The 17,089-nt window shown below is 31.8% G+C and carries 13 protein-coding genes; 3 read left to right on the top strand and 10 right to left on the bottom strand.

Translation table 11 applies throughout. The annotated features are described in order from the left end of the window. Positions 1 to 28 precede the first annotated feature (28 nt). A complete protein-coding gene (locus ACTPNM_RS02925) occupies positions 29 to 2,290 on the top strand; it encodes an inorganic phosphate transporter (protein WP_274639044.1) in 2,262 nt (753 codons plus the stop codon). A gap of 61 nt (positions 2,291 to 2,351) precedes the next feature. Here the strand turns inward: ACTPNM_RS02925 and ACTPNM_RS02920 are convergent, their stop codons facing one another. The 5 genes from ACTPNM_RS02920 to leuS form a co-directional block, all read right to left on the bottom strand. Then, positions 2,352 to 3,221 carry an acyl-CoA thioesterase gene (locus tag ACTPNM_RS02920; protein WP_440120553.1) on the bottom strand — a complete coding sequence of 290 codons (870 nt, stop codon included), beginning with the start codon at positions 3,219 to 3,221 and terminating at the stop codon, positions 2,352 to 2,354. A 30-nt stretch (positions 3,222 to 3,251) separates the two neighbouring features. After that, positions 3,252 to 4,316 carry a GNAT family N-acetyltransferase gene (locus ACTPNM_RS02915; protein ID WP_440120552.1) on the bottom strand — a complete coding sequence of 355 codons (1,065 nt, stop codon included), beginning with the start codon at positions 4,314 to 4,316 and terminating at the stop codon, positions 3,252 to 3,254. A gap of 187 nt (positions 4,317 to 4,503) precedes the next feature. After that, positions 4,504 to 5,460: a hypothetical protein gene (locus ACTPNM_RS02910; RefSeq protein ID WP_440120551.1), complete on the bottom strand. Its 957-nt coding sequence runs from the start codon at positions 5,458 to 5,460 to the stop codon at positions 4,504 to 4,506. A gap of 111 nt (positions 5,461 to 5,571) precedes the next feature. Continuing rightward, entirely contained in the window at positions 5,572 to 6,024 is a 453-nt protein-coding gene (locus tag ACTPNM_RS02905) for a hypothetical protein (RefSeq protein WP_099276567.1), read from the bottom strand. 105 nt (positions 6,025 to 6,129) lie between these two features. Further along, positions 6,130 to 8,949: a leucine--tRNA ligase gene (leuS, locus tag ACTPNM_RS02900; RefSeq protein ID WP_440120550.1), complete on the bottom strand. Its 2,820-nt coding sequence runs from the start codon at positions 8,947 to 8,949 to the stop codon at positions 6,130 to 6,132. Between the two features lie 430 nt (positions 8,950 to 9,379). Between leuS and ACTPNM_RS02895 the strand changes: the two genes are divergently transcribed. Then, complete coding sequence (locus ACTPNM_RS02895; protein ID WP_440120549.1) at positions 9,380 to 10,381, top strand: phytanoyl-CoA dioxygenase; 1,002 nt, start codon at positions 9,380 to 9,382, stop codon at positions 10,379 to 10,381. A gap of 46 nt (positions 10,382 to 10,427) precedes the next feature. Here the strand turns inward: ACTPNM_RS02895 and ACTPNM_RS02890 are convergent, their stop codons facing one another. The 5 genes from ACTPNM_RS02890 to tyrS form a co-directional block, all read right to left on the bottom strand. Then, positions 10,428 to 10,970, bottom strand: coding sequence for a porin family protein (locus ACTPNM_RS02890; RefSeq protein ID WP_440120548.1), 543 nt, complete (start codon positions 10,968 to 10,970; stop codon positions 10,428 to 10,430). A 162-nt stretch (positions 10,971 to 11,132) separates the two neighbouring features. Further along, positions 11,133 to 11,675: a DUF2911 domain-containing protein gene (locus ACTPNM_RS02885; RefSeq protein ID WP_440120547.1), complete on the bottom strand. Its 543-nt coding sequence runs from the start codon at positions 11,673 to 11,675 to the stop codon at positions 11,133 to 11,135. 62 nt (positions 11,676 to 11,737) lie between these two features. Then, a complete protein-coding gene (locus tag ACTPNM_RS02880) occupies positions 11,738 to 13,825 on the bottom strand; it encodes a TonB-dependent receptor domain-containing protein (RefSeq protein ID WP_440120546.1) in 2,088 nt (695 codons plus the stop codon). Positions 13,826 to 13,921: 96 nt separating this feature from the next. After that, positions 13,922 to 14,239, bottom strand: coding sequence for a hypothetical protein (locus ACTPNM_RS02875; protein WP_440120545.1), 318 nt, complete (start codon positions 14,237 to 14,239; stop codon positions 13,922 to 13,924). A 481-nt stretch (positions 14,240 to 14,720) separates the two neighbouring features. Next, entirely contained in the window at positions 14,721 to 16,025 is a 1,305-nt protein-coding gene (tyrS, locus tag ACTPNM_RS02870) for a tyrosine--tRNA ligase (RefSeq protein ID WP_440120544.1), read from the bottom strand. Positions 16,026 to 16,087: 62 nt separating this feature from the next. On the opposite strand from tyrS, the gene ACTPNM_RS02865 reads away from it, so the two are divergent. Next, positions 16,088 to 17,089 (top strand): SDR family oxidoreductase, encoded by a 1,002-nt coding sequence (locus ACTPNM_RS02865; protein ID WP_440120543.1) that lies wholly within the window; start codon positions 16,088 to 16,090, stop codon positions 17,087 to 17,089.

Raw genomic sequence — 17,089 nt, 5'->3', positions numbered from 1 at the left:
TTTGCAAAACTTAATTAAAAACTAAAAAATGGGAGATCCATATATTTTGATGCTAGTCGCTTTGGCTGTTTTAGCTATTGTAGACTTGGTTGTGGGAGTTAGTAACGATGCTGTTAACTTTTTAAATTCAGCAATTGGTTCTAAAGCAATTAAAGTAAGAAATATTATGATAATTGCGAGCGTTGGGGTGTTTTTTGGAGCAGTTACCTCAAGCGGTATGATGGAAGTAGCACGTAAGGGGATTTTTAACCCTAGCATGTTTATGTTCCAAGACATCATGTTTATTTTTATGGCTGTTATGATTACTGATATCTTACTATTAGATATCTTTAACTCATTAGGAATGCCTACCTCAACAACAGTTTCTATTGTATTTGAATTATTAGGGGCAGCTGTTTGTGTGTCATTAATTAAAATTGCAGCTAACGAAGCTCAATCAATTTCAGACATTTGGAACTACATTAATCATAAAAAAGCTATTCAGATTATTAATGGTATTCTACTCTCCGTAGTAGTTGCTTTTTCTGTTGGTGCAATTGTACAGTTCTTTTCTCGTTTAATTTATTCGTTTAATTTTGAAAAAAGAGCTAGTTACATCAATGCTTTATTTGGTGGTTTCGCAATTACGGCTATTACATATTTTATCTTTGTTAAAGGAATGAAAGGAACTCCTTTTTATAAAGATATAAAACATTTAGTTGAAGGAAACACACTTGTTATAATTGCTGGAGGCTTTGTTTTTTGGAGTGCTATATCTCAAGTATTAATCCATTTTTTCAAAGTCAATATCTTAAAATTGATTATTGGTGTAGGTACCTTCTCTTTAGCAATGGCCTTTTCTGGTAACGATTTAGTAAACTTTATTGGTGTACCAATTGCTGCTTGGAACTCATACCAAGCTTGGGAAGTATCTGGTGTTGCACCTGATGCATTCTCTATGGGGATTTTAGCTAAGAAAGTACCTTCTAACGTATGGTTATTATTATTGGCAGGAGCAGTAATGGTTGTCACTTTATGGACTTCTAGCAAAGCTAGAAATGTAATTAAAACTGGTATTGATTTATCTCGCCAAGGAGACGGACATGAAAAATTTCAACCGAACCCATTATCTAGAGTTGTAGTTAGAGCAGCTATGGGAGTAAACCTAGGTATTAGTGCTATTATACCTAAAAAGACTTTAAACTTTATCGATTCAAAGTTTCAAAAACCTGTAATTGAATTACCTAAAGACAAAACTTACGAAATGCCTGCTTTCGATTTAGTAAGAGCATCTGTAAACTTAATTGTTGCTGGTATTTTAATTTCTATTGCAACTTCAATGAAATTACCATTATCTACCACTTATGTAACATTTATGGTTGCAATGGGTACCTCTTTAGCTGATAGAGCTTGGGGACGTGAAAGTGCTGTTTATAGAGTTGCTGGTGTAATTAATGTTATTGGTGGATGGTTCTTAACAGCGATTACAGCTTTCTTAACTGCAGCTTTAGTAGCTTACTTAATTAGCTGGGATATGGTAATGATTCCTGTATTGTTATTAGTGGTTGCTCTTTTAATTGCAAGAAACACTTTACAACACAGAAAAAAATCTAAAGAAGAGAAGAAACAAGTACATATGGAGAGAGCAGAATTAATCACCATTAACGGTGTGATTGAAGAAAGTTCAGATCATATTGCTGGTGTTGCTCACCGTATTAATAAATTATACTCAAGCGTTGTAAAAGACCTTGCTACACACGATTTAGTAAAATTGCGTAAAACTGATAAACACGTTACAAAACTAAATGATGAAATTGATAACTTAAAAGACGGTGTATTCTACTTTATTAAGTCTTTAGACGATACTTCGGTACAAGCAAGTAGATTCTATATTTTAATTTTAGGGTATTTACAAGACGTTGCTCAGTCTATTAGCTACATCTCTAGAGCTACTTACAAGCACGTTAATAACAACCATAAAAACCTTAAAAAAGGACAAATTAAAGATCTTAAAAGTATTGACAATACGCTTTCTAAGCTATTAGCTGATATTGGTGATACTTTTGAAAATAGAAGTTTTGATAATTTAGGACATATTATTAACGAAAAGAAAGAGTTATTAAAAGATGTATCTAAATCTATAGAAAAACAAGTAGAACGTATTAGAACAGATGAAACAAGTCCAAAGAATACTACATTATACTTTAGTATTTTAATTGAGACACAAGATTTAGTATCTGGATTAATGAGTTTACTAGAAACATATGAAGAGTTTCATATCAGTACAAAAACAGCTGAAATAGAAGCTTAATCAAATAAAAAAAGCCGAGTTAATTAACTCGGCTTTTTTTATTTCTTATCTATATTAACTATTACTTCTTCTTCATGGGACGCATTAAACCTTCTTGCGCAACTGAAGCTATTAACTTACCATCTCTAGTATAAATATTTCCACAAGCAAAACCTCTTGCTCCATTAGTGTTAGGGCTTTCAACAGAGAATAACATCCAATCATTAAAATCAAAATCGCGGTAAAACCACATGGAGTGATCTAAACTTGCCATTTGTGTATTTCCAAAATTGGCTACACTAGCATTAGGATTTAAACAAGCTGTTAAAATATTATAGTCCGATATATAAGTTAATATTTGTTGTTTAATTCCTAGTGGTAAATCAGATGCTTCTCCTTTTAATTTAAACCAAACATCAACTACGGGTGGTAAATCCTTTCGGTCTAACGGATTTACAATTTGTACTGGTTTAAAATCAATAGGACGCTCAATACTTAAAAAGTCTTTCATTTTCTTTGGTAAAAAAGCTCCAAACTGATCTAACATATCTGTCCAACTTAACAACTCTTCTGGTTGTTTTAAGTCCTTTTTTATTGGCATTTGATGCTCATAACCATCTTCTTTTTTATGAAATGAACAGGACAAAATAAAAATTGTTTTATCATTTTGATGTGCTGTTACTCTACGCGTAGAAAAACTACCTCCATCACGGATAGTTTGTACGTTATAAGTTATAGGTAACTCTAAATTCCCTGCTTCTAAAAAATATGAATGTAACGAATGTAAAATACGTTCCTTTGGTGTTGTTCTATAAGCAGCATTTAAAGCTTGTGCTAATACTTGACCACCAAAAACATTTGGGCTTCCTATATCTCTACTTACTCCGTTAAAGTTCCCTTCACCTAAATCGTCAAGGGTAAGTATATTTAATAATTCTTGTGTGTTTTTCATTTGTTAATACAATAAAGAGGATTTAATTCTTTATACTTTTTTTATTTTAAAAGGTTTAATTAACCTAAATTCTGTTGGCTGAATTCTATTCAAAAATAAACTTAAAATACGGTTTGGAATACTTTTTCTATGTCGTAAATAAATTGTTAAGTCTTGAGGCACTGCTCCTACAGAACTTTTTATTTCACTAGCTGTTCTTCCAAAGTTTATGGCTTTTATATTTCTATCAATAGCCAATGAAATATAATCATACAACATTCTTTGATAAATTGCATAGGTCCTATTAACTGTATAATCAATCCCTACAAAATGCGCATCTAACGAGTTTTGATTTATCATTCCTGACAAAAACCCAACTAACTTATCTCCTAACCAATATACCTTAATAACATAATCATCTTTTAAGTTCTCTTTTAAACACATGTAGGTTTCAATATTAAAGTACCCTAAATTAAAACTCGCCTTATTTGATACGTTCTTATATAGTAACGCCATTTCGGGCAATAATTGTTTTAAAGATTCAATTGTTATCTCTTCAGTTTGTATACCTGTACTCATTTTCAAAGCCTTTCTAGCTTTTACTCTATACTTTGTTTTTAATGCCGCTAAATAATCTTCAAAAGTATTCCAATTACTGTCTAATGTTAATACCATATTAGGATCCACATTAAAAGAATTATAACCAACATTATGTAGTGCATCAGTAATAAAAAGAGATTCGTTCACAAAATCTTTCAGCATAAAAGCATCTATTGTTTCTTTTGAAATCTCTTTTTCAAAGGCTATAATAGCTTTAGCTAATTGTATTACTACTTCTTTCTTATCTTGATTAGGTTTTATAAAAATTCCATGTTCACCACTTACAAAAGTATTACCACATGTAAGTATTTTAAAGGGTTTTTGAGAAGACAATAAGTGTAATTTCCTCCCCATACAACGCATCCATTCTACAATCGATTGTAAATCGTTTTGAACACTGTCTAAATAAAAATCGACTAACTTAATGGCAGCGAAAGCTATCGCTTCTTGCTTTTCATCAAACAATAAAATATAAGAAAACTGTATTTGTTTATTGTTCTTTTCTAGAGCCTCCAAATATTCTGGCTGAAGATATAAGTTATTTGTACACTGAAGCTCTTTCCAAACATTTTCAGGTATCTCCCTTACTGAAGAAAAGTAACATGTATTGGATGATTTTTTTTTACAGGATAAAATAATGTCAGCTTTTACGATTTGTATTTGTGTAAATTAGTAAAAGTTTATCAAATACCTATAAATTATTTTAAGCTACTCCATTATTCCAAACAGGTACTTTTAAAAATCTACTTATTTTTACCATATCGCTTAACAAATATTCTTTATCACCGTGATTTAGTAAGTTATGACGCTCTCCATTTTGAGTAACCAAATTAACTTCATAACAATAATAACCTCCTGACTTATTTCCTTCAACAAATTTTGACAATACTTGTAATGCATACACTTGTTGAAAAGGTATTATTTCACCATCAACTAATACTTTCCTTTTTTGTGAGTATAAAAATGCTTTGGCTCCAAAAGAAAATAATAAGAAAGCACCTACTAATAAAAAAGGACCTCCTGAAGTAAAAAACATCTTTCCTCCATGCATAAATGTTAAAGGTTCTTTTGAAAATTCAAAAAATTCTATAAAAGACCAAACCACATAGTTTAACCCCATTAAAAGGAAACTCCAAGCTGCAAATTTCAAATAAGAGCTAGAGGTTATTTTATAACCAAAAGCTGTTTTTTGTAAGCGTTCACTTAAAAAATTACTTCCTGAGCCTTTAACAGCACTCCAAGAAATGTTTTGCCCAATAGCATCGGTTGTAAAGTCACCAAAAGAAAACTCTATTTGTTTATTGGTTGGTGAGTTTTTCTTTCTTTTTGCCCAATAACTAGAACCAAACATACCTATAAGCATAAAAGCTAATACCGCTAAGATCCCACCAGTTTTATAGTAAGTATATCGTTGTTTACTTATACTTAACTTATGAACTGGAACAGTAATTTCAAGACGTTTTATATCATTTAAATCTTTTCTTGTGGGGTTTGTAAGCTGTTGTAATGAGTCTAGTTCTCGTACACTTTGCTGTACTTCAATTTCTCTTTTATGAAACGCTTCGTACACGTTTTGTAACTGTGGAAATGCTACAAAAATGAAAATACCAATTGGAATTATTGCAAAAATCCATGAATTGTTAAGGGATACTTTTTTCATATTTTATTTTTTTGGAAAGCAAATTTGAGAAAAGTTTTTGACTTTATCACATAAAATAAGAAAGCCTTTACATGCATGTAAAGGCTTTCTTTTAAACAATATTTTTAACTATTATTCACAAAAAGGAACTGTAAAAAATCCTTCTATTGAATTATCAGCACTTGAATTTGCTTTTATTTTTATGGTTAGTTCATTATTTGTAAACCTTACAACCTCCGCAACTCCTTGAAAAAAGTTTAAAGGGTTAGATCCTTTCTTACTAAAAACTACATTCACATTATCATAAGTTCCTAACTCTGCTTTCACATAAGTTGAAATCTCTAATTCATAATCAAAAATATCTGAACTACAATCTGCTTGTATATTGGTAATATGTACTGAAAGTTCATTATTTCCAGACATAAATGCTTTACCTCCTTCTGCCGTAAAACTTGTTCCAAATACGTTTCCTGATAATTTTGTGTTTGCAATTCCAGCTGGATCATTATCGCTATCAGAACAGCTACTCATTACTAAAGTTAGGCACATCAAAACCGCATAACTAATTTTAAAAATCTTTTTCATTCGTTGAAATTTTAATTTGTTTTTACAAGGCGCGAATTTAGTTTAAAAATAAAAACCCACAAACAAATTAATTGCTTGTGGGCTTTTTATATTAATAAGGTTAGCTTACCCTACAATATTTATAATTTTTCCTGGGACAATAATTACTTTTTTAGGCTCTCTTCCTTGTAATTGTTGTTGCGTTTTTTCATGTGCCATGACCGTTTTTTCAATTTCGTCTTTGCTCATATCTAACGGTAACTCTAAGGTAAAACGCATTTTACCATTGAAAGAAACTGGATAGTTCTTAGAACTTTCAACTAAATGCTTCTCTTCAAATTTTGGAAAAGCTACGGTTGCAATAGACTCATCATGTCCTAACTGACTCCATAATTCTTCTGCAATATGTGGTGCATACGGAGAAATTAACACTAACAATGGTTCTAAAATAGCTCGTTTGTTACATTTTAACGCTGTTAACTCATTTACTGCAATCATGAAAGTAGAAACGGATGTGTTGAACGAGAAGTTCTCAATATCTTCTTCTACTTTTTTAATCGTTTTATGTAAGGTCTTTAATTCGTCTTTCGTTGGTTCAGCATCAGAAACATTGATTCCATTTTCATCTGTAAATAATTTCCATAATTTCTTTAGGAAAGAATATACTCCTGAAATCCCTGAAGTTTTCCAAGGTTTTGTTTGTTCTAACGGTCCTAAGAACATTTCGAATAAACGTAAACTGTCTGCTCCGTATTCTTCACAAATTAAATCTGGATTTACAACATTGTATTTCGATTTTGACATTTTTTCAACCTCGCGTCCTACAATGTATTTACCATCTTCTAAAATGAATTCTGCATCTTTAAAATCAACATTTAATGGATGCTTTTTAAACGCTTCAATATCTAACTCATCAGAAGAATTTACTAAAGAAACATCGGCATGAATAGGTTGTACTATTTTGTCTCCTATTAACCCTTTAGAAACAAATGTATTTGTGCCTTCTACTCTATAAACAAAAGCAGAAGTTCCTAAAATCATTCCTTGGTTGATTAGTTTTTTAGCAAACTCATCTACTGGTAACAATCCTCTATCAAATAAGAATTTTTGCCAAAAACGCGCATATAATAAGTGTCCTGTAGCGTGTTCTGAACCTCCAATATATAAATCTATTTGTTTCCAATAGTCAACCGCTTCTTTACTTACAAACTCTCCTTCGTTATTCGAGTCCATATAACGGTTAAAATACCAAGAACTTCCTGCCCACCCTGGCATAGTATTCAGTTCTAACGGGAAAACAGTTTCGTTGTCAATCTTGCTATTTTCAACAACAGTATTTGTTGTTGTATCCCATGCCCAAACCTCTGCGTTTCCTAATGGTGGTTTTCCATCTTCAGTAGGTAAATATTTTTCTACTTCTGGTAATACAATTGGTAAATGCTTCGCATCAATCATTTGTGGCATTCCGTCTTTGTAATATACAGGGAAAGGTTCTCCCCAATAACGTTGACGACTGAATACTGCATCACGTAAACGATAGTTTATTTTTCCGTAACCAAATCCACGTTTTTCTAATTCGTAGATTACAGTTTTCATTCCTTTTTTATAATTTAAACCATCTAAGAAATCAGAGTTTGCTAATTTAATTCCATCTTTAGCATCGTTTGCTTTTTCAGAAATATCTATATCTGCAAAAATATTCGGAATCTCTAATCCGAAATGTTTTGCAAAATCATAATCACGTTGGTCACCACATGGTACCGCCATCACCGCTCCTGTACCGTAACTTGCTAATACATAATCACCAATCCAAATTGGTACTTGTTTTCCTGTAAACGGATGCAACGCATACGCACCAGTAAACACACCTGAAATGGTTTTTACATCAGCCATACGATCACGCTCAGAACGTTTTGCTGTAGCTTCAACATAAGCTTCAACTACTTCTTTTTGTTCAGCTGTAGTAATTTGTGCTACTAAATCGTGTTCTGGAGCTAAGGTCATAAAAGACACTCCAAAAATAGTATCAGGACGTGTTGTGAATACGTCTATTTTAGCATCGTGTCCGTCCACATCAAAAGACACCATTGCCCCTTGTGAACGACCAATCCAGTTAGTTTGGCTATCTTTTAATGGCTGTGGCCAATCAATATTTTGTAATCCGTCTAATAAACGTTGTGCATACGCAGAAATTCGCATAGACCATTGAGTCATTTTTTTACGAACTACAGGATGCCCTCCACGTTCTGAAACTCCATTTACAATTTCATCATTTGCTAATACCGTTCCTAGTGCTGGACACCAGTTTACTTCAGTATCAGATAAAAATGTTAAACGGTATTGTAATAGTATTTCTTGTTGTTCTTTGTTAGAGAAGTTTTTCCATTCTTCCGCAGAAAAAATAGTTATATCTTCATCAGCAACTGCATTTACATTCGTATTTCCTTCTGCTTCAAACTTTGCTACTAAGGTTGCAATATCTTCTGCTTTATCCGTGTCTTTATTGTACCAAGAATTGAACAGTTGAATAAAAATCCACTGTGTCCATTTATAATATTCTGGATTTGAAGTACGAACTTCACGAGACCAATCGAACGAAAACCCAATATTATCTAACTGACGACGGTAAGTTTTAATATTCGTTTCTGTAGTAATTGCTGGATGCTGCCCTGTTTGAATCGCATATTGTTCAGCAGGCAGCCCGAAAGAGTCATATCCTTGTGGATGCAATACATTAAACCCTTTATGACGCTTGTAACGTGCATAAATATCTGAGGCGATATACCCTAATGGATGCCCAACATGTAACCCTGCTCCTGATGGATAAGGAAACATATCTAACACATAATATTTTGGTTTATCAGAATTATTTTCAGCTTTAAATGTACCTTGATCTGCCCAGTACTTTTGCCACTTTTTTTCTATCTCTTGATGATTGTATTGCATTTGTAATCGCTTGTTTTAAAGGATGCAAATTTACAGTTATTGTTGATAAGTAAAAAGTTTAGTTCTTTTAATACTTTATAAAGACTTAAATAAACAAAAAACCTCACAAGCATTTAAGCTTTGTAAGGTTTAAAATTGAAATAAGAGAGTTTTTATATTGTACTAATGTGCTATGTACATCAAAATTACTTTTAACGTTACTACACATCATGACTATTAAACGTTATGTGCTTTTACTAATTCTTTTATTTGGTGTTATTCGCAAAATATTAATTGAGTTGTTATAAAAACTGAAAAAGATCCTTACTGCCTATTTTTGAGTAATAAGTGATTTAATTTCAGTCTCTAAAACTGTTAACATAACTTCATTAGCTTCTTTTTTAACTAATTCTATTTTTCTAATTTAGGGAGCTCAACAACTAACCTACTTATGAGCGAAAATATAACGACTTTAGATATTAAAGGAAAAATATCTACCTTACTTAAAGACTCTATTGAACAATCTGAAATTGAAAATTTAATAAACGAAATACACACTTACTTTAAAGAATTAACTCAGCTCACTGGATTCGACAATCATATAGAGCACTTAGCCGCCATAACAACTTCAAAAGGAAAAGCTTTAGGATTAAATCATGCTGCACAATGTTTGCTAGATTACAAACGAACTGTGAAGTTTTTAAAAGCTATGGTAATGGCGATTAAAGAAAAACAACAAAACCACCCTAATGAGACTATTCGTATTTTTTATGCTGGTTGTGGACCTTATGCTCCGTTTATTACTCTAATTGCTCCGCTTTTTAGCCCTGAAGAAATACAATTTTCTTTACTAGAAATTAATGATAAATCTCTAGAGTATGCTAAAAACCTTATAAAAAAACTGGAGCTTACTAATTATGTAACAAACTACTATACTGCTGATGCTGTTACTTTCAAAATACCTGAACCTGAAAAGTATCATATACTCTTTAGTGAAACGTTGGATGCTTTGTTATATAGAGAGTGCTATGTTCCTATTTTATTCAACTTGCTTCCTCAACTACCAAAAGATACCGCTGTAATTCCAGAAAACGTATTAATAAAAATGAGTTTATCGGTTAATCCTATTACTGATTCCAAACACATAACTGAAGAAATTGATACCATTATTGATGTTAGAGAAGCTATTTCATTAAATACAGTAAACACAATAATTCCTACTCAACTACCTGATAAAAAAGTAGCTGTAAAATCATTAAACATAGAACAGTACAATTACTTACTATTGGATACATTGGTACATGTTTATGGTGATATTTGGCTGACAAGAAATGAGTCTTCTCTAACAATTCCTCTTGAAATGGGAATTGAGCACCCTTTTCACTTTAATTCAATTATTTACACTTACCAAATGGATCCAGACATTGAGCTAAAGTACTCTTTAGAAAAGTAAAGTACTACTTAATAAAAAACCTCTCAAAAGAGAGGTTTTTATATTGTTAAAACTGATATCCAACAGAAATTTGAAAAGAACCGTTTTTAATATCAGGATTTTCTTGAATTGCTGTTAGCCCTAAATTATATCGTGTTTGCACAAATAAGCCTTGTTTAAATTGGTAACCTAAACCAAGGTTTGCACTCAAATCATAGTTTTCTACATCTGGATCTAAGCTTGTACCATCATTTGTTTTTAAAACATCATCTACTAAAAATGATATTTGAGGACCTAACTCAAGGGAAAAACCATCAACAATATAGTATTTAGCCATGACTGGTAACGAAATGTAATCTATTTTTAATTTATTAACATCGTTTTCTGTCCCCATTTGTGAGTACAAAACTTCTGGTTGAATAGAAAATGAATCTGATAATTTCAATTCTACTAATCCCCCTACATGAAGCCCCAATCTAGAATCGGTATTTAAGTTATCTCCATGGATTGTAGCAACATTTAACCCTGCTTTAACTCCAAATTTAACTTGTTGAGCTTTAACTCCTGAAAATGCGATTATACATAAAATTACAAGTACTGTTTTTTTCATCATAATAGTTTTTAGTTTATACAGAGAAGTTTTGAAACAATCACCATGCCAATTTTCTTAATATTTTGTTGAAGCTTTTGTTATCTTTCTTTGTAAATTTCAACATAACCCACAAAAAAACAGGCATCTAAAATGCCTGTTCTTTTTTATATTTAATTATAATTATCCTTTTATAGGAACAGTAACAATAACGTTATCCCAACCAATGTACATGTTAAATGTATCGTCTTCTCCTTCAAAAACAATAGAAAAAGCTTCGATTGTTTCATCTGACTTAGTAGTAGGTGCAATAATTCTAGCTACATCTTCACTTTCACTATAAAAGTAAGACCCCCAAACATTTTTAGCTGTATTTAAAATAAGAGTCCATTCTCTTTCTCCAGGAATAGTAAATAATGTATATGTTCCTGCTTTTACTTTTTTATCTCCAAAAGTTACATCTTTATAAAATGTGATTTCTGCAGCTTCGTTTGCTCCTGTTCTCCAAACTTTTCCCATAGGAGCTAGTTTTGCTAAAGATCTTCCCTTTAATTGTGGACGACTATAAACAACTTTTACTTTCTTATCTGAAATTCTGTAACTACTTGGATAAGCAGCTGCATCCATTGGACTTTTATCTAAGCTTGCAAATTTTTGAGCCTCTACATCGTTTGTAAACACAAGTGCTACAGCAAATACGATAATTGATAAAATTGATTTTTTCATGTTCTTCTTTTTAATTGTTAATTGAGGATTTGTCTTCAAAATTAAACATCCTTACACAAAAACTAAAACTTATACTGCAAAAATGCTGTAAAATTTCTTCCTGGTTCGTTAATTCTTGTCATTGACAAACCTGCTTGATTTTTATATGAGAAATTTAAATGGTTCGTATAATTCTCATCAAAAACATTTAAACAAGCAAGTCCTAATGTAAACTTTTTAAAAGGTTTAACCCCTAATTTAACATCTAAAGTTTGATACCCTTCAGTTACTGTTTCACCAAAAGAAGGCGCAATTTTTTCTTGTTTCGACACAATATTGTATTGTGCTTTTGCCCAATATTTTTCTTTGTCTAAACCAACAGAAATTTTTGACGTAAAAGGAGGATTTAATGGTAGCGATTCATCAAAATCTTCATTTTCTGTCTTTACATAAGCTACTTCTGCTTGAAAATAGTAATCGTTAAACATTTGTAATTTAGTTGCTACTTCAAACCCTATTTTGCTAGCATCTTCAATATTTGTAAACACTTTTGTAAATTCTGGTTGTTGATTCGGCATAAACTTTCTTGGAATGGTTGGATCGACTACTGCAGAAATATAATCTTCAAAAATTGAATAAAATGCTGATGTTTGATAATGTAATTGCAAGCTGTTATTCAACCCCAGTTTTCCTTTCAACCCTAACTCAAATTGATTATTTACTTCTGGTCGTAACATAGGGTTCCCCAAATATTCATACGAATCTGATCCTATTGTAAAATGATTAATATAACGCTCAGCCATATTTGCTGTACGCACTCCTCTACCAAAAGCAGCTTCTAAAATTGCTTTTTTAGAAAATGCATGCTTTACAGAAATATTACCACTCACATTGGTTTCATTTGTTTTTACCACAGGATATATTGCGGCAAAATCAGCTTCTAAATCTTTTGCATTTGCATTTACAACATCTATACGAATACCTGTAGTTAATACGGTTTTAGCCGCTAAATTGAATTTTGCTTCAGAAAATACACCAAAATCATTTATATAAGCATCTTGCCAAATCTTATCTACTTTAACCATAGGCATTGGCAACATCATACCGTTCATCATTTTTATAGTACGTGTACGATTTCCTTCTCTTTTAATGTGATTAATATCACTTCCTACAAACAAATCAAAGTTTTTATGTAAATCTAACTCAAACTCTACTTTACCTCCGATAGTAGTTGACTCCACTGGTGACGAAGCAAAAACCATGTTGAAATTTGGTCGGTTTTCATTCGTCATTAAATGATCTACATAGCTATAAAAACCTTTTGTCGTGATTGTTTTTAATATGCCATCTATGTTTATTGCTTTGTAATCAAGCGACACAATCGTACTGTTGTCATAATCGGTATCCATTGGTAACGCCGCATGCTTTATATCTCTACCAAAAGATTGACGCCAATGTGCTTGTAAGCGTTGATTTTGGGTAAGGTTGTAACCTAATTTAACCCCGTAATCGGTACTGGTAAATGATGATGGTATCTCTATACCGTTTCCGTCTTTATAATCACCAAAATTTCGGTACCCTACATTTCCTATTACATCGAACTTGTTTGTAACATGTTGTAACTGTAACATATTTACAAATGAGTTTCCATTTGTTTCATATCCTGATGAGAATTTTCCATGAAACCCACTATCTAATAATCTATGGTTTTCAGTTACCATGTTTACAATACCTCCAAAAGTTGCACCATATCTCACTGTAAAAGGCCCTTTTATAATTTCAATTTTTGAAATTTCTTCTGGAATGATGTGTGTGGTAATCGGATCCATTCTATTCGGACAAGCATTTACAGCTTTTGTACCTCCATCGTACATAACATTTAATTGTTCATAAGCAGCACCTCTAAATGTAGGGTCCATGGCATAATTTCCTCTTTTTATTACTGAAAACCCATTGATTTCAGAAAATAAGTCTGCTACGTTTTTAGGTTGAATTACTTTTTTTTGATAATCATTTTTAACTGTAGCATGAACAGGATTTGTTTTTATTTTTCCGTCTACAATTACTTCGTTTAATTGTATAGTTTCTTGTTTAACCGTGTCTTTTTTTTGTTCTTGAGCAGACACAGCTATTGTGCAGATGCTAAAAAGCATCCATCCTAAATTTTTCATTAAAGTTGAATTTAATTTTTTACATAATTGTATAATAGCACCTTCCAATTCAAAAACATTTGAATTGTTAATAGCGCAAAAAACTGTATGAAAAAATTAAACTATTGGTGGATGAAACACTTTTTTGTTAAGTAAGTAGTGGTAATTTTTCTTAAATGAAAACAATGCTTTCCTTTCAGTAAATTTCTTTTCTTCTAATTCTATAGCTAAGATATTTACAAACCCTATCGGATATTCTTCCATTGAAATTCGCAACGAATTAAAATCATCATCTTGTTGTTGTTCAAGCTCCATCATTAACTGACATTTACCATTACAGTTTAACTCTGGTTTATCTTTGTTGATACACAAAACTTTTGATATATAATCATAATTTATCGCATACTCTACAAAAGGAGCTATCGGTCGTAGCATGGCTATCATGTACAGTGCAACAAAAAAATATATGCTAAGTTTTTTTAACAAGAAAGGGGTATTTTTTACTCACACAAAGATACGACTATCCCTACTGATAACCAATAACAAAAATTAAGGTTTTTTCTTTTATTTTAATTTATTCTAAATAAAAAACTTATATTTGCACGGATTTTACGAAAAGATAATGATTGTTTTTTATACTGAAACCAAGAAAGTTACCTCAAAAACTTCTGTTAAAACATTACAGAAAACTACTATTTGTAGTTCTTCATGCACAAGCAATTGTATTAAACCTAAAAGTAAATGCTGCAATAAGTATCAAAAGAAAGGAATTAATTGTAAAAGATGTCCTTTAACGTTTGATTTAAAAGCTGTCTCATAATTTATAACGATTTCCCCCGTTTGTTTATATATCACAAACAAAAAGCCCTTAAAAGAAATTTCTTTTAAGGGCTTTTAATTTTATCTAAAAAGACTTTTACGCTACCTTTAATAAAAAGTAATTTTTCTTTCCTCTTTGTAGTAACACATATTTATCAGCAATAAGGTCTTTTGAAGTGATAACAAAGTCTTCACCCACTTTTTCCTTATTTACTGATATTGAGTTCTCTTTTAATGCTCTTCTTGCATCTCCATTTGATTTTAAGAAACCTGTCTTAGCAGCTAAAGCTGCAATCATGTCTAGGCCTTCAGCTATGTCTTCCGACGTTACCTCAGCTTGCGGAACCCCATCAAACACATCTAAAAAAGTTTGCTCATCTAAATTCTTTAAATCTTCAGCTGTTGACTTTCCAAATAAAATATTTGAGGCAGCTATTGCTTTATCTAACTCTTCTTTTGAATGTACAAAAATTGTTACTTCCTCAGCTAACTTCTTTTGTAAAACTCTTTGATGCGGAGCTTCTTTATGCTCAGCAATTAAAGCATCAATAGTATTTTTATCTAAAAATGTAAATATTTTAATATACTTTTCAGCGTCTTCATCCGAAGTATTTAACCAAAACTGGTAAAATTTGTAGACTGATGTTTTATCGGCATCTAACCAAACGTTTCCTCCTTCTGATTTTCCAAACTTTGAACCATCAGCTTTTGTAATTAATGGGCACGTAGCTGCAAATGCTTTTGCATCTTCACCTGGTGTCATTCTACGAACTAGTTCTGTACCTGTGGTAATGTTTCCCCATTGGTCAGAACCTCCCATTTGTAATTTACAGTTTAAGGTTTTATATAAGTGATAGAAGTCATACCCTTGAATTAATTGATACGTAAACTCTGTAAAGCTCATTCCGTTACCTGCTTCTCCTGTAATACGCTTTTTTACAGAATCTTTTGCCATCATGTAGTTTACAGTGATTCTCTTACCAACATCTCGTACAAATTCGATAAATGAAAAATCCTTCATCCAATCGTAATTGTTTACCAATAAAGGAGAGTTTTTAGCTCCGTTATCAAAGTCTAAAAAGCGACCTAATGTTCTTTTTAAACCTGCTACATTTTTAGCTAAAGCTTCTTCATTTAATAAATTACGCTCATCAGACTTTCCTGTTGGATCACCGATCATACCTGTTGCACCTCCTACTAAAGCTACTGGCTGATGCCCTGCTTTTTCAATGTGAACTAGTAAAATAATTGGAACTAAACTACCAATGTGTAACGAATCTGCAGTTGGATCAAAGCCAATATAAACCGATGTCATTTCTTTTTGAAGTTGTTCTTCGGTTCCTGGCATAATGTCGTGAATCATTCCACGCCATTGTAATTCTTCTACTAAATTCTTGGTCATTTTATTCTATTTTTAAAGAAGCAAAGATAAGTTTATCAACCAAAATAAACTAAATTCGCTTTATGATTTTAGTTACAGGAGGAACAGGTTTAGTAGGCTCACATTTATTATATCATTTAAGCCAAAAAAACGACAAGATTCGAGCTATTTTTAGAACTGAAAAAAAGCGTGAACATGTTAAAAAAATCTTTTCTTTTTATACCGATAATGTACAACAGTATTTTTCAAAAATTGAATGGGTACAAGCTGACATTACCGATACCCCTTCATTAGAACCTGTATTTAATAACATTACACAAGTTTACCATTGCGCTGCATTAGTTTCTTTCAATCCAAAGGATTATAGGAAAATGCGCCAAGTGAATATTGAAGGAACTGCTAACCTTATTAATTTTGCTATTGATGCAAATGTTGATAAGTTTTGTTTTGTAAGCTCTATCGCTGCTGTTGGTAATACTATTAATGGCAAACCAGTTAACGAAGAAAATGAATGGCTTGATAGTGATGAGAATCATGGATATGCAATTACCAAGTATGGTGCTGAAATGGAAGTTTGGAGAGGTAGCCAAGAGGATTTAAATGTAGTAATTGTGAACCCTGGAGTAATTCTGGGTGGTGGCTTTTGGAATGAGGGCTCTGGAAAAATGTTTACCCAAATAAATAGTGGTTTAACGTTTTACACAGAAGGTGTTACTGGTTTTGTTGGAGTATATGATGTGGTAAGAGCAATGATAAACCTAATGGGTTCTGACATAAAAAATGAACGTTTTATTCTTGTTTCAGAAAACAAATCGTTTAAAGATGTTCTATTTAGTATTGCTGATAACCTGAATAAAAAAAGACCTTCAAGAAAAGTTGGCAAACTGATTACTTCAATATTTTGGAGAGTGGATTGGCTTTTAACAAAACTTACAGGTAAAGAACCTTTGTTAACTAAAAACTCTGCTAAATCCGCTCATAATACATCATTCTATAGTTCAAAAAAGATTATAGAGCAACTTAACTTTGAGTTTGAACCTCTTAATGAGGTTATTGCTAAAGTTTCTAAAGAGTTTAAAAAGTAA

Source organism: Tenacibaculum sp. Ill (genome assembly GCF_051938915.1).
GTDB lineage: Bacteria > Bacteroidota > Bacteroidia > Flavobacteriales > Flavobacteriaceae > Polaribacter > Polaribacter larymnensis.
This window is presented reverse-complemented; position numbering and strand designations above follow the sequence as displayed.